We start from the raw sequence: 15285 nt of genomic DNA, 5'->3' as shown, positions 1-15285 counted from the left end.
GACAGAAGCAACAATGTAAAGAGCGGCGACGTAGCAAACAAACTGACAGTAGTGAAATGACAGACGAGGCGATAGTCGCAGTGCCGCATGGCATACTTCGCCACTCGATCCCGGCATCAGACCCCGGCTTAAAGCATGACACTGAAAATCGCGTTCCTCATCGACACGATCAGTACCGACACCGCAGGCACCCAGAAGCAGTTGCTCGAGATGATTCGTCGCCTCGATCGCAAGGCGTTCGAGCCACAGCTCATTTGTCTGTGGGAATCGCCGTGGATGACGCAGAACGCTTTGCCCTGTCCGTGCACTGTGCTCGGTTATCGGGGTTTCCTCAAAAGCAATTTTCCGGGCGTGATCGGCCGACTGGCCCGCATGTTGTCGCAGCAAAACATCGACATCGTGCAGACATTTTTTGAGGACTCGATCTTCGTGGCGTGGCTGACTGCCGCTTTTGCACGTCCGGGACCTGTATTGCTTTCCAGCCGCAGAGACGTCGGCTTGGGGCGGGAGAATCAGCCCTGGTATCACGACCTGTTCCGCCGGGCACTGCCATACGTCAACCGACAATTTGCAGGCATCGTCGCCAACAGCCAGCAAGTCCGGGAACACGTTTCCCGTCGCGAACGCACCCCTCTTGAGAAGATCAAGGTCCACTACAATGGCGTCGCGTTTCCCGATACGAGTACCGCGGCTATCGCGCCTGGGGTCCTCTCGGCCCACCCTGATGCCATCTGGATAGGGATCGTCGCCAGTCTGACGCCGGTCAAACGCCACGACCTGCTCATTCGTTCTTTTGCGAGGTTGAACTCAGCCACGCAGACACGACTACTGCTGCTCGGAGAGGGATCACAGCGGACAGATCTTGAAACACTCGCACGCGATAGCGGCGTCGGCGACCGAGTTCACTTCGAAGGTGCCGTCAAGAACGTGGGAGCGTACTTGCAGCATATCGACATCGGCGTGCTTTGTTCCGATCGCGAGGGATTGTCCAACGCCATCCTGGAATACATGTCTTATGGGCTGCCCGTAGTCGCCACCGCGGTGGGCGGCAATGGCGAGCTGGTAAGCAGCGATAACGGCATGACCGTGCCCGCTAACGACGTGGATGCACTTGCAGGCGCATTGCAAACGCTCGTCGAGGACAGGGAACTGCGCGCAAGACTCGGCGCCGCATCGCGCGAGAAGGCTACGGGCCTTTTCTCGTGGGAAAAATCCATGGACGAAATCGAGGCTTACTATCGCGCTCTAGTCCGCGTCGGATCGCCGACCAGCACTCAAACTGAGCGCGAGGGTTGATCGATCGCCCTGCCTGTCGGGCTCGCCAAGCAGCACGGCATAGACCTCGGCGTATGCATCAAACATGTGTTTGCTAGAAAAGGTGTGCTGCAATCGATGCCAGGCATTCTCCGCAAGTCGTCGGCGCAAACGAGCGTCCGTGGCGAGCCTCCAGATAGCCTCGGCCAACATTGCGGGGTCCTGAGCATTGACGACGATGCCGCTCTCGCCGTCGGTGATGAGTTTTGGAATATCACCGACAGCAGTCACGATCACCGGCACCATACAGGCCACCGCTTCCAACAGGCTGATCGGCATGCCCTCGTCGAGAGAAGGAAGAACAAAGATATCCGACTCCGCCAGCAGGGTCCCCACGTCATCCCGAAACCCGAGCAGGTCGACACGATCAGACAGTCCTGACGCTACGATCTGCTGTTCCAGATCGGGTCGCAACTCGCCTTCGCCTACGATCAAAACTTTCACATTGTCGAGCCGTGCAGAAACGAGAGCCGCGGCCGCGATGAGATCCGTCTGAGCTTTCTGTTGGGTCAGCCTGGCAACATTCAGAATGCAAACAGGTCCGCTTTGGGCATCGCCGGATTCCGATGCCTTGTAGTCGGCCAGGACAATCCCGTTCCTGATCACCCGAGTCCGCTCTCTTCGAACGCCGTTTTCAATGAGGGTCCGTTGAATGTGCTCGGACACCGCAACTACGGCCGGGTAGCGCCTGTACAGAAATTTCTCGATCGCGATCATGAAACGCATCTTCCATGGTGCGTACGTGTCCACGAACCATAAATGGCAAGTCGCAACGATCTTCACGCCGGTCATCCGGCTGATTAGGTAGGCGAAAACTGCAGGCTTGTAGCCATGACAGTGGATGGCATCGATACCCAAAGCACGTATCTGCTTTGCGGCTGCAGGCAAGTCGAGAAGCACGCGGCTGTTCGCGATCTTGATTCCATGCGATTCAATGCCGAAAGTAGCACCGACATTCGCCAGATCGACGCGCTCGCCCGCGCGCTGAACGATGCAACCGATCACGGGCTCGAACGTGCCGTCAGATTGCATCTCACGCGAGAGATTGAGAATGACACTCTCGGCACCGTAGATACCCGCGGATTCGATGAAGTGCATTATTCGACGCCGCGCCGGCGCCAGGCCCGCTGCACTCATAAGGACTCGCTCTTGCGACGCGCGCGCACGCCGTGCGCATACCCCTGCGGCCACTTCCCGAACATTTGCGCGATTACCTCCGGCGGATCCATGCTGTACATGGCATGGATAACCAGCTTCTCGCTCTTGGCAGGCATGGCGCTGACGTCACGTCGGTGATCTGGCTGATGGTGTAGGTAAGCGTTGGCAGCATCGAAAGCGGGGTGGTCACTGATCCGCTGCATCGGACGATCTCAATCCTGTGAAAGATGCGTCCTACCAAGCGGAATAAGCGCGGCAAGTCTGCCCACCGGGACCTGCGATTTCAACGCGCCTTATGTTCTAGTTCGAACCAGGTGCTGAATCCAAACGTCCTACGGGGCATGTATAGCCGGCAGCTACCCCTTGAGTGCGAATTCTAGCCCTGGCGTTCCGAACCGAGTGGTAAAGCAGTCACAGATCGAACATTACCGGATCAATTTCAGCCTGTACCATATGACGATGCGTCAAGAGACTCGACAGCGGTTCCACGGGACACAGCAGCCTTGATTACGGCGACGAGCACTCCGGGCTCCCCTTCCCCTTATCCGACACTCGGCCTTCCACAGATTGTTGTCTTCAATCTGCTGATTTTCGTCTGGTGGCTGGAAGTAGGCCTGCGCGTTCCAGCACTAGGGGCGATCCGCTTCGAGTTCCTGCTCGCAGCCATCGCCGCTGCAATGGCCATCATGCGATTGCAGTCCGCCAAACGAGCACCACTGCAGCCGCGACGCGGCAAGGTCGAGGACAACTCGGATATCACGCGCTGCATCGTGATTCTTCTTGTGGTGCTGACATTGAGTCTGCCACTAGCGATCAATTTCAACGTCGCCTGGAATGCATTCTTCAACCGAGCGGTAAAACTCGCCCTCATTGGAGTTCTCATTTCACAGTTCGTGGTCTCACCTTACACGCTGCGAATCCATCTCTTCACCCTGCTTCTCGCGTTCATGAAAGTCGGTCAGGAAGCATTCCTGGGCAAGATCACCGGCAACATGGTCTGGGAAAACCAGGGCGTTCCTCGTCTGCATGGGACCGCCGGCACGATGTTCGGCGACCCCAATTCCCTGTCTGGAAAAACCGTGAGCACCGTACCGTGGATCTGGTACCTGTATCCAACGATTCAGCGCAAGTGGATCAAATTGCTGGTCGCAGTACAGCTTGTCTTCGCGATCAACATCGTCATCTTCACCGCATCGCGCACCGGTTATATGACGTTTATCGCCGCATCGATCCTCATCGTAATGTTTACGAATCAAAAGAGAGCGAGGCTGATTTTCCTGCTCATGGTCGCGGCGATCGTGACCGTCACACTTCTGCCACAGGAGTACAAGGGGCGCTTCATGTCGTCATTTACCGGCCAGGAGGCTGAGGGTGCCTCATCGATCACTCGCAAAGCGCTGCTTGCCGACTCATTCAACGCGTTCCTGGAAAACCCCCTCGGCATTGGCATGGACTGCTTTCCCATTTATCAGGCCGAGAGGGACCGGAACGCTCAGTACACTCACAATCTGTATACGCAATTGCTTTCTGAGACCGGCATACAAGGCTTCCTGTGTTTTATTGCTCTGGTTGTCGTCGTACTGCGCAAACTCGCTCGCACGCGCAGAGCGCTGATGAACGTAGTTGAACGTTTGGAGAAGCATCCGCGCCCCGGGCCGGCGGATTCTGACAGCAGGTTCGATACAGAACTGCGCGACGTGCACCTGCTGCTGGCCACGGCCAACGCCCTACTGGTCTTTGTTCTCGTGCGGCTCGCACTCGGCATGTTCGGGCACGACTTCCTTGAGATCTATTGGTGGGCCGCCGCCGGCATGGCAATGGCTCTGCACAACATGAGAATCGTGGCCGAACAACGCTGCGACGAACTCACGGCCGTTGCACAGGAGACGGGTACGACGAGCCCCGCTCCACGTCCCCTTTTTCACAGACCGCGGTATGGGCAGCGTTAACTTCTTCCCGGGAAAACTGTGATCTGCGGGCAGTTTCCATCAGGTCCTGTAGTTATCATGCGCGACCCGCCTTCGTCAGGGCGGGTAGCAAGCATCTGAGCCCACTGCATGCCCATTCCCACCGTCAGCGTCGTCATTGCGACCTATAACTCAGGCAACTATCTCAAGGAAGCGATCGACTCAGTCCTGGGGCAGACCATCTCGGATCTCGAGTTGCTCGTCGTCGACGATGGATCGACCGACGGCACCCGCGATCTGGTGGCGCGGGTGTCAGACCCTCGTTTGACCTACATCTGGCAACCCAATGCAGGGCAGACGTCTGCCAAGAATCATGGCGTGAGTAGGGCGCGCGGCGAATTCATCGGATTTTGCGACGGCGACGACTACTGGTACCCGAACAAGCTGGAACTGCAGCTGCCCAAGTTCGAACAATCTTCGCTCACGGGGGTCGTCTACAGCCCAGCCGACACGATCGACGAGCACGGAAATTCTCTGGGCGGCGAAATCGCCGAGAAATTCTCCGGACCGGTGACGCACGAACTGTTCCTGCGCAACTTCGTCCCTTTCGGCACGGCGGTAGTCCGACGCCGCTGCCTGGAAGAAGTGGGTGGCTTCGATGAATCGCTCGCGATGGGGATCGACTGGGACTTGTGGCTGCGCATAAGCGCCCGTTATCACTTCGACTACGTACCGCAGTCGACGTACGCCTATCGCATCTGGTCGGGCCAGATGTCCAGGAACTGGCGCGGCAGATACTCCAATGCGTTCCGCATCATGGACAACTTTCTGCGCCGGCATCCCGATACAGTTTCTTCGCGAATTCGTCGCCGCGCGTACGCGAACACCTACTCGAACAGGGCCCGCGCGCGCATGCATGAGCATCCCATGGCCGCTGTTCAGGATGCTGCACGCGGGATCACCCTTGATCCATGGGCGTCATATTCATGGAAAACTGCCGGTCGAACGCTGATCAACTCACTGCGCACGCGAGGCAAGGTCACTGAGTTCGAGCGCCGCGGCGAGAGCCGTTACCTGCTCAAGAGAGCACTCTCTCCCGCCGTCCGACTGCTCACGCGCAGCGAACCGCGGATACTCATGTACCACCGTTTCGGTCGCAAGGCCGCCGAGCGGACCATGAGCGCAGATGAATTCAGAAGTCAGATGCTCATCCTGAAAGCGCGCTGCGACGTGCTCACGCTGTCCGAGCTCTTCGATTCGCGGCGGACCGGAAGTCGTCGCCCGCTCGCGGTTGTAACGGTCGATGACGGCTACGAGGACTTCTTTCGTATCGCCTATCCAGTGCTACGCGAACTCGATCTCCGGGCGACGGTTTTCGTTACCACCGGCTTCATTGACGGAAGGTTGCACCTCTGGCCTGACCGGATCCGCGCACTGCTCGACCGCAGTCCGTCCGGGACATTCGACCTGGGCGGAGTATGGGAGGGACAGCGGGTGAATCTGACGAACAAGATTGAGCGCGAAGCGATGTGGCATCGGCTGGCCGATCAGCTCATCTATGCTACCGAGTCGGCCCGATCCACAGCGCTCGAGGATCTCTCACGTTCGTTGGGCGTCGCTCTCACCGACAACGACATGCGGCCCTACGGGGCCATGACCTGGGAACAGCTCCGTGAGTTGAGCAACGCCGGTTTCGAGATCGGCGATCATTCCCAATCTCACGCGAGCCTATCCTTGATACCGCCTGACGAACTCAGGACGGAGCTTCTGAAGAGCAAACGGCTGCTCGAGTCGAAGCTTGGTATGCCGATCCGCAGTTTCGCGTATCCCCATGGGACACGACGGGATGCATCCGCGGATGTAGTCGCCGCTGTGCACCAGGTCGGTTACGAGCAAGCCGTGCTATCGCAGCCGCCCGGTACGCCGCGAGCAACCCGCTTTGAACTGGGTCGCTTTTCCGCCGCTTGCTCGCCGCAGGCTTTTCGCAGCCTTATAGATGGCTTCGGCATTCTCAGACCGTAATCACACCGCGAGTATTCATCCCACCCGTGGCTGCCATAGCACCTGCTTCTGGCCGCGCAGAAAGCGCGTGAATGCTACTGCAGAGGCCCAGTTGAGCAGGGCGAAGTAGAAACAATAGCGACCCAGCGACGACTGGCCGATGACTCGTGGTCCGATGAGTGCCGCGGCAACGAAGATTGCGAAGACGATCTGGCCTGCGATGGCGGCCACATACACGGGGCCTGCATCGAGCAGCGTCCAGTTGATCGCCATCGCTGCGGCGAGGGGCAGGAAGCTCAGATAGCGCAACACTTTGTGCGACCACAGCTGCCAGGCGAACAGACCATAGCGGAACGGATTGAGCAGGCCGCGCTTGTCCCACAGTGCCCAGAGTGCGCGCAGCGCGACGCGCACACGCATGCGGTACTCGGATCCTTCGGTCGTCAGTGTGTCTTCGGTGAGATTCGCTTCGGGCTCGAACACGACGCGATGCCCCTGCTCCACGACCGTCAGCGGCAGCACAAAGTCCGGCAGCTGGTCGGCACGCATGGGGCGGTACAGCGTGCGACGCACGGCATCCACTCCACCATCGACGCCAATGACGCTTCCAACCCGGGTCTCGGCAGCGCGCAATGCGTTCTCGTACCGCATGAAGGCACTGCAGCCGTCGCCGACCAGCGAACCATCCGGGTTCACATAGACCATCTTGCCGGTGACGTAGCCGACTTGCGGATCAGCAAAGTTACGCACCAGCCGGCGGATCGTGTCGGGGCGGTAGATCGAATTGGCGTCGGCAAACACGACGATGTCACCGCGTGCTTCGGGCATCGCCAGGTTCAGGCCGGATGTCTTGCCCTGCCGCGGCACCTGACGCAACAGGCGCACTCTGGGGCTTTCAGCGGCGATGCCTGCGACGATCTCGTCGGTACTGTCCACGGATTCGTCCGAGACCACGATGACGTCCAGCAGCTCGGCTGGATAATCCTGCTGCAGTTTGTTCTGGACCGTTGCTTCGATGTGCGCTGCCTCGTTGAAGGCAGCCGTAATGACCGTTACCCGCGGAAGATGGTCATCCGACGCAGCGATGCGGCGCTGCAGGACACCGCCCAGCAGCTTCACGACGATTGGATAGAGGACGTAGGGATAGACGCCCAACAGCAACAGAATCCAGAAGATCCATTCGAGCATGGTCTGTCTATTCACCGGAAAGCGCCGCGACGTGGAAGTAGTCCTCCACGGCGACGGTCATCGCATTGCGTAAGGGTCCCGGCGTCATGAACGATTCAGCGGTGACCAGATGAGGAATAGCGACGCCTGGTTCTCGGTGTAATCAGTCCCCGCATCGAAACTGTCGCGGTCGAAACGTTCGTACTGCAGACGCAATGCCAGGGTGCGACCCAGCGCCCAGTTCAGGTAAGCGCCGGCGTGCAACTCGTCGTCATCGAAGTCCGTTGTCTCGAACTTCTCATGCTCGAGTTGCGCGAATATGCGTATATCCACGGCTCGCGACAGCTGGCGGGTGTAGTAAGCGCCATAGGTCGTAAGCGTGCGATCGAACTCTGACGACGTCTCATAAGTCTCCTTGCCGTACGACGCGTCGAATCCGAACCCGGTTCGGTTGCGGTTGAAATTGTAGCCGATGGATGCGGTCCGGCTTTCGAACGGATCGCCGGTTCCCACGATACTCGCGCTGTCGAGGCTCACGCCGCCGGTATTCTGACCATCCCGAAACAGATCGCCGGCATCGGAAAACTGCTGGCCGATGCTGAAGTCGAGCGTCGAGGCAGGCGATATACGCCGGGACAATGTCACGCGCCCCAGCAATCCGCCGGACGTTTCGCCATCGATGTCGAGGGTGGTATAGCCGGCGTCTACCGCGAGGCCGGTCCGCGCTCCCTGCACCTCGTACCGCAGGTAGCCCAGGTAACGGTCATAGTCCGTGTTCAGTGCCTGATCATCGAACTCGAAGCGTGTGCCCTCGACATTGAGTGACAGAGTCGCCGTTCCAGAGAGTCTGCGCGCGAGCGATAACGCGCCGCCGTACTGCTGGCCATCGGTGTCTGCCACCTCGTATTGGGCGTCCGAGTACCGGCCGGACAACCGAGCGGTGGTGGCACTGCCGAAATTGAAAAGGAGATCCGGGCCGGTCGTGAAATAGTTGACGTTCTCACGATTGTCCGGTGTGCTGGCTGCGAATGGATCGGAGGTGATCTGACCGAAGTTCTCCTGGAAGAACCAGAGAAATCTCTCCGGCACGATACCCAGATTCAGCGTCGCATCGACGCCGCCCACCACGTCGTTGTCGAAGATATCGTCGAAGTAGTAATCGTACCCGGCATTCAAGTCGACGCTCGTGTCGATGCGACGGCTTTGGTGTTGATAACCGAGCTCTACTCCAGCCCGGCCGATCGTGCCGCTTTCCTCATCGCTCGGCGTACGCCCTACGTTATCCGACCAGCTGGCTCCGCCAGTCACAGCGATGCTGAGTTCACCATTTCTGGCAGGGGATTGGGTGGCGGCTGGTGCGGCCTGCGCAGCTGCCACGGCGCCTGCAAGCGCCATGGTTGACGCAATTGCAGCGCGCAGGCGCAGATTGCGAAGTTCGCACGACATCGTGTTCTCCATGGTCTGATCTGTTAGCCGCGGCCAGGACGGCGTCATCCGCTCGGTGCGATATTCGCGTCGCCGTAGCCGTAATAGTAGCCGGGCGTTGCGGTGTTGCTCTGGTTGAGGACGAGTCCAATCGACTTGTTATCGCCGAGAAAGGCAATCGCATCCATCACTGCCTGCTGGGGAGTGAATCCCGCACGAATGACGAGGACGATCTGACCAACCCAATGCGCCAGCGCCCGGGCCTCGCTGGTCAGCAGCAGCGGCGGAGAATCGATCAACACCACGCGCCTCGGATCACTGGCAGCAAGATGATTGACCGTCTCCTCCATCCGGTGGCTGGCCAACAACTCAGTGGCCGTCTCCGAGCGGATGCCCGCGGGCAGGATGCTGAGGTTGGGTACGTCCGTGGGAATGACGACGGACTCTACGCCGATACTGGGGTCGCGCAGCACGTCCAGAAGTCCAGGCTCTGCGTCCACGCCGAATGTGCGGCTGATATGGGGCTTGGGAACGTCAGCATCCACGAGCAGCACCGAGATGTCTTTCTCCATCGCCATGCTCAGGGCAAGATTCATCGATGTAAACGTTTTGCCTTCGCCGGGCATGGCGCTTGCCATCATGATCAGCTGACCACGCTCCAGCATCTGCCCGCCCCGGCCGGTTGCCGCAGCAATCAGCGGGCGCTTGATATGGCGGTATTGGTCAGCCAGCGCGCGCTCCTGATTCTCCGGCGGTATGAGCCCTGCCGCTCGCAGCGCGCGGCGGTCGACCAGTAGCATCTTGTCAGTACGGTGCTGCTGCTCTGCCGTGCCGAGAGATCCCCTCACGCCGGTGGGGACCATCTCACCTACTACACCAGGCCCCAGTCGCCATGTTTCATTCGGCAGCTGCGATTTAGGGCCTGGGTCGACGATAAGCGCGGACGCATGGGCGCCCGCACGAGCAGCGGCCTGCATTTTCTTGATAGCGAGTTCGACGAGGCTCATGTCATTCCTCAGCCCATGATCCGCTGCATGAGCCGCGCCCCGGTGCTATGGAACAGCACCATACCAAGGAACACGAGGACGAGCGCCGTTCCCGCGCCGCCGAACGCGAGCCTGCGCAGCCGACTTTCCGCCCGCTTCCTGTCTACGAACGTCATGCTCACGGCTCCCAGCACCGGCAATCCCGTGATATCCGCCAGCGAGCGGACATTGTTGAATACCGGACGCAACTGGTGCATCAGATAGGCAAGACCGCCGCCGAGACCGAGCCCCGCAACGAGCACGACGGCCAGCAGTTTCACCCGGTTGGGAGCGACGGGATTAAATGCGGCCGACGGCGGATCGACGACTTCGAATTTGACGACGCCAGTTTCATCCGCACGCTCGGACAAGCGTGCCTTCTGCAGGCGATCGACGAGTTCGCGATACCCTTCGCGGGTGACTTCATAGTCGCGGTTGAGGCGCGCGAACTCGGCCTCGACCTGCGGTACGGTGTCGACCATCCCGCGCAGCTGACCCACTTTGCGATTGTGTTCGCCGAGCTCACCGCGCAATGCAGCGATCTCGACTTCCACCTGATTGAGCGCCAGTTGGATGCTCTGATAGACCGGATTCGATGCTGCGCCTGCGGTCGCCATTGCGGACGGATCACCCCGTCGCAACGCCTCGACCTCGGCATTTCGACGCTCCTTGAGTTGCTCGAGCGTCTCGCGCGTAGCGGCCACATCCGGATGTTTGTCAGTGAATCGCAGCAGCAATTCGTCCAGTCGGGCCTGGGTTTCCTGGATCCGGGTGGACGTGTCATTGCTGCCGCCAGCAGCACCCTTGGAACCGCCGGAAGATGACGATCCCGTCGCAAGGAAAGGTATTTCGCCACGCAACTGCCGCTGCAATTCTTCACGCCGACTGAGGGCCACACCCAGCGACGACTCGGCCTTCTTCGCCGCGTCGATCTCATTCTGCAGGCGCGAGAAATAGTCGCCGGTCTGTTCACCGGGCATCAATCCGACGTTCCTCTTCTTGAAGTCCGCGAGGCGGCTCTCCGCTTCGGACAGGCGTGTTTCGTATTCTTCGATCTGCTTCATCAGGAAGCGCTGCGCCGTCTCGGACCCCTGGCGATTACCACCCAAAGTCTCTTCGACAAAACTGTTCAGCAGCTTGTCGACCACCGCGATGCTCTTCTCGCGATTCTGGTCCTGATAGGAAATGACGTACAGACCGCCGCTGCCTTCGCGGCTGTTGCTGGAACCACCCTGAATCGTGATGCGGCTGCGGAGCTGCTCAATCAACGTCGCGCGCGCCTCAGGGGTTTCGGCTCGCAGATCAAGATCTGTCTCTCGCGCCACCCTTTCTAGCTGCGGGCGTCCAAGCAATGCCTGGCGCACGAGGGTCAGTTGCGAATCGACATCCTGCCTGACAGTGATCTTGTCCAACAGCGGTCCCAACACAGAGCGGGTGTCAACGTAAACCCTGGCCGTCGCCTCATACAGGTCGGGCATTGCGAACACGAATACCCACCCGCCCAGACAGACCAGCCAGGCCGCCGCCATGGCGAGCCAACGAAAGCGCCACGCACCCCGCAACTCATCTACGACTTGATCGACGACCTGACTCATAAGACGCGCTCAGAAGGCGGTTTGTGGAACAACGAGCACGTCACCGGGTTTCAGCGCGACGTTGGTCGCGAGGTCGCCCTTGTTGACGACATTGTCCAGCTTGACCTTGATCTCTCGCGGCTTGCCGTTCTCTGTACGAACGACCTTCGCGCGATTACCAGAAGCAAAGGGACCGAGACCACCGACCGCCAGGATAGCGTCGAGAACCGTCATACCCTCGCGATACGCGAGCGCCTGCGGACTCGTGACCTGACCGATGACCCGCACCTGGCTGAAGGTGCTGACGGCCTGTGTGATGATGACGTTGACCTGCGGCGAGCGGACGTACTGCGCGAGAACTTTTTCGATGTCCCGCGCAAGCTGCGAGGGCGTCTTGCCCACTGCGGTCATGTCCTCGACCAGCGGCGTGGAGATCTTGCCGTCCGGGCGGACCGGAATGGTGGTCGTCAATTCGGGGTTGCGCCAGACGAAGACCTGCACGGTGTCGCCGGGGCCAATGATGTAATCCGCCGATACGCCGTCAGCCGCGACAACGGCCGGACTTTCGGCAACAGGCGGCGGCGGGACGTCGGCCGCGACCGATGCCATACACGCCAGAAGGCTCGCCAACAGGAACGGAATGCGCTTCATCAGATGATTGCCGACTTGCGGGTTGGTGTGCGTTGAACAGCCGCACTGCAGGTGCGCCAAAGGTGCCGAAAGCCTATCAGATACCGTCGAACACCGGGCGCCAAGCATGTGAATCGGTTCGCATTAACCACTGTTCGCAGCATCCAGACGCCCGCTTGGCCGATCATTATCCTGCCGGCAACGCCTGCAGGATTTTGCGGGCGTCGCTCGCCTCCGCGAAATTGGACGAACGGTTCAGGAGATCGTTCAGCCGCTGTCGTCCTTCCGACTGCGATCCAGACCGGATCAGTGCCACCGCATAGTGGTAATCAATGGACGGGTCATCGCCGGCATCGGCGGCGCTCTTGAGCATCGCCAGCGCCTGATCCGCCTTGCCGGCCTGCACGAGAATCCAACCGTAAGTGTCCGCGACGGCGGGAACGTCGGGTGCAGCTTCGTGCGCGCGCTTGCCAATCTGCTCGGCGCGCCCATCGTTCAACTCGTGATAGAGCCAGGCCAGGTTGTTGAGGACGATCGCGTTGGCGCCGCCATTGCGATCGATCGCTTCGTACTGGGCGATCGCACGGCGCCGATCGCCGGCCTGCTGCCAACCTTCGGCGAGCACCAGTCGTGCCGTGTTGTCGGCGGGATTCGCAGCAATCCAGCTCTCGAGCGGCTGCTGCGGATTGGGCAAGCGACCCAGCTGCCGCGCCTTGTGTATCTTGATGGCAAGCGTGCTACTTGGCTTGACGCCATGGGCCCGGTCGTAGGCCGCGGCCGCCTTCGGGTAGTCCCGCAGTGCCATATGGATCTCCCCTTCCAGCGTCAACACCGTCGCATCCTGGGGACGCTCCGACTTGAGTCGCTCCACCCGGTCGAGGGCCACTGCGCCCCGACCATCCTTCACATCCAGCATAGCGAGCGCGCCCATGGCCGGAAGCCAACCCGGTTGCGCGGTCAGTGCTCGTTCGAGCGCCTCCCGGGCGGTGGCATTGTTGCCGAGCGAAATCTGTGCGCGCGCCACATTGAGCCAATACCCGGGAACGACCGCATCCTCTGTCGCAGCAGCCTGGAACTGCGACAGGGCTTCACCGTATCGGCCGGCATCCAGGTAGAGCAGGCCGAGGGCATTCAGTACTTCTGGCCGATCCTTGCCCAGAGCAGCGAGTTCATCCACCAGCGGTTGCGCGGCCTTTGCGTCGCGTTGTCCCAGGTACAAACCCGCCAGGCGCAGGCGCGCGTCCACGGAGGTCGGATCGCTTTTGCGCAGATCCTCCAGTGCCGCGATCGCGGCCGCGATGTCTCCTTGCCGCACGGCAATTTCTGCAAGCGCGAGATGTGCCGGCCCGTTCCTGGGGTCGAGATCTATGGCCTTCTCCAGCCATGCCTGTGCAGCGTCGCTCTGGCCTGCAGCACTTTCAATACGAGCCCGCACGAGCAGCAATGAGGCGTCGCGCGGCGCCGCATCGATCGCCCTCTGCGAACTCGCACGGGCAAGATCGAATTCACCCTGGCGGGCAAAGAATGTCGCGGCGAGATTCAGTACCTGGGGATCACGCGGACGCGCAGCAACAAGCCGATCAACTTCGCCGCGCGCATGCTGTATATCCCTGGCTGCCGCCAGCGCTGCAATCAGTACTCCGATCTGACGCGCATCGGCCGTCGAGCGATCAATCGCCGACGTCAGCGCCAGCGCCTTGTCCGCTTCGCCAGCACGCAGATAGGCCACGGCCAGATCGAGCTTGAGATTCGTATTGCCGGGCTGTGCGGCAACCGCGCGCTCCAGGTACGCAATGCCGCTGGCTTCCTGTCCCTGCTGCAGATGCGCCAGACCCATGAGCGCATCGAGTTGAGCATCCTCCGTGCCTGCTTCCTGGGCCGGCAACAACACCTGCATCGCCTCGTCCGGTCGTCCGAGCCGCAACCGCGTCTGCGCCAGCAGCTTGCGCGCTTCGACGTTTTCGGGGGCGCGCTGCAGCGCCTGCGCAAGCTGTTGCTCCGCCTGACGCAGGTTGCCCTGCGCGAGGAAAGCAGCACCCAGCAAGAGTCGGTTGGGCACGTAGTTCGGCGCGGCGGCCAGCGCACGCTGCAACTCAGCGATCGCGGTCGTGTAATCCTGAGTGGCCAGCGCAATGCGCGCAGCCAAAGTCCGCGTGATCAATGAGTCCGGGGCGAGCTTTACAAGCTCCCCATGCGTTTGCTTCGCAGCATCGGGTGCTCCGCGCGACAGTTGCACTTCGGCAATGCCAGCCAGCAGGCTCATCGACTGAACTGCCGTAAAACGTTGGGCGTCGATCTGCCGCGCGTGCTGCAGGTCCTTTTCTGCAGACTCGAATTCGCCGCGTTTCGCGCGGATCGCACCCCGCGTCAACCATGCGAGCGGAGTGTCCGGCCGTGCGGTGAGTACATCGTCGAGCAACGCCAGTGCCGCATCGCTTTTACCCTGCCCGGTCAGCGCCTCGGCGATACCGATCCGCGCGACCGTCCAGTGCGTATCGTCCGGCGGCACGAGCTCAAACGATTGCTGCGCAGCCTCGAACTGCTGCAACAGCGCCAGTGACTGGCCGCGATACAGCGCCCGCGCCGACTCAGGCAGCACGAGTTCTCCCGAATCGATCTGAACCAGTAAATCCCGCGCATTGCCCAAAGCGAGCTGCGTCCTGGCCACCAGTTCGCCTGTCGCCTCCGAAGACACGCCGAGCTCGATCGCCCGCCGCAGGTCCTTGTCCGCGCTCACCGCATCGCCAAGCTGCAATTCGACTTCGGCGAGCTTGAGGCGGGCGGTGGCGTGCTGAGGCTCATCCTGAAGGGCGTTTTTGAGGTCGATCATCGCGCCGCGATAGTCATGGGCGGTGATCTTGGTGCTCGCTCTTTCGACGCGTGCATCGGCGCTCAGGAACCTGTCGCACCCGGAAACCGCGGCCAGACTCAGCAGAGCCAGCACTCCCCAGCAGAAACGCTTGCATGCTGAATTCATGGATGGACTCTCACTTCGTTGTAGGACGCTGCAATCGTCGCGTCGATCTCATCCAGCAAATCAGTTGCATCCACCGACTCCGAGGCACAGTCGGAGGCGCATCGCAC

10 protein-coding genes are annotated in these 15285 nt (G+C 60.6%); 3 read left to right on the top strand and 7 right to left on the bottom strand.

Translation table 11 applies throughout. From position 1 onward, the window contains the following. Nucleotides 1-135 precede the first annotated feature (135 nt). Nucleotides 136-1296 carry a glycosyltransferase gene (locus VIZ63_RS21775; protein ID WP_331611913.1) on the top strand — a complete coding sequence of 387 codons (1161 nt, stop codon included), beginning with the start codon at nucleotides 136-138 and terminating at the stop codon, nucleotides 1294-1296. Here the strand turns inward: VIZ63_RS21775 and VIZ63_RS21770 are convergent. Beyond that, nucleotides 1246-2451, bottom strand: coding sequence for a glycosyltransferase (locus VIZ63_RS21770; protein ID WP_331611912.1), 1206 nt, complete (start codon nucleotides 2449-2451; stop codon nucleotides 1246-1248). The two genes, VIZ63_RS21775 and VIZ63_RS21770, sit on opposite strands and share 51 nt — an antisense overlap. A 524-nt stretch (nucleotides 2452-2975) precedes the next feature. Here VIZ63_RS21770 and VIZ63_RS21765 point away from each other — a divergent pair. Further along, entirely contained in the window at nucleotides 2976-4421 is a 1446-nt protein-coding gene (locus VIZ63_RS21765; protein ID WP_331611911.1) for an O-antigen ligase family protein, read from the top strand. A 108-nt stretch (nucleotides 4422-4529) separates the two neighbouring features. Further along, nucleotides 4530-6401, top strand: a complete 1872-nt coding sequence (locus tag VIZ63_RS21760) for a glycosyltransferase (protein WP_331611910.1) — start codon at nucleotides 4530-4532, stop codon at nucleotides 6399-6401. Between the two features lie 15 nt (nucleotides 6402-6416). Here VIZ63_RS21760 and VIZ63_RS21755 read toward each other — a convergent pair whose 3' ends face one another. From VIZ63_RS21755 to prsT, 6 genes are all read right to left on the bottom strand, one after another. Further along, nucleotides 6417-7583, bottom strand: a complete 1167-nt coding sequence (locus tag VIZ63_RS21755) for a glycosyltransferase family 2 protein (protein ID WP_331611909.1) — start codon at nucleotides 7581-7583, stop codon at nucleotides 6417-6419. Between the two features lie 69 nt (nucleotides 7584-7652). Further along, on the bottom strand, nucleotides 7653-8993 hold the full coding sequence (locus VIZ63_RS21750; RefSeq protein ID WP_331611908.1) for an outer membrane beta-barrel protein: 1341 nt from the start codon (nucleotides 8991-8993) through the stop codon (nucleotides 7653-7655). Between the two features lie 44 nt (nucleotides 8994-9037). Next, entirely contained in the window at nucleotides 9038-9979 is a 942-nt protein-coding gene (locus VIZ63_RS21745) for an XrtA-associated tyrosine autokinase (protein WP_331611906.1), read from the bottom strand. Between the two features lie 8 nt (nucleotides 9980-9987). Then, entirely contained in the window at nucleotides 9988-11592 is a 1605-nt protein-coding gene (locus tag VIZ63_RS21740) for an XrtA system polysaccharide chain length determinant (RefSeq protein ID WP_331611905.1), read from the bottom strand. A 9-nt stretch (nucleotides 11593-11601) separates the two neighbouring features. After that, nucleotides 11602-12222: an XrtA/PEP-CTERM system exopolysaccharide export protein gene (locus tag VIZ63_RS21735; protein ID WP_331611904.1), complete on the bottom strand. Its 621-nt coding sequence runs from the start codon at nucleotides 12220-12222 to the stop codon at nucleotides 11602-11604. Between the two features lie 166 nt (nucleotides 12223-12388). After that, nucleotides 12389-15178, bottom strand: a complete 2790-nt coding sequence (gene prsT / locus VIZ63_RS21730) for an XrtA/PEP-CTERM system TPR-repeat protein PrsT (RefSeq protein WP_331611903.1) — start codon at nucleotides 15176-15178, stop codon at nucleotides 12389-12391. Between the last annotated feature and the right edge of the window lie 107 nt (nucleotides 15179-15285).

This window comes from Povalibacter sp., from assembly GCF_036520495.1.
GTDB lineage: Bacteria > Pseudomonadota > Gammaproteobacteria > Steroidobacterales > Steroidobacteraceae > Steroidobacter.
This window is presented reverse-complemented; position numbering and strand designations above follow the sequence as displayed.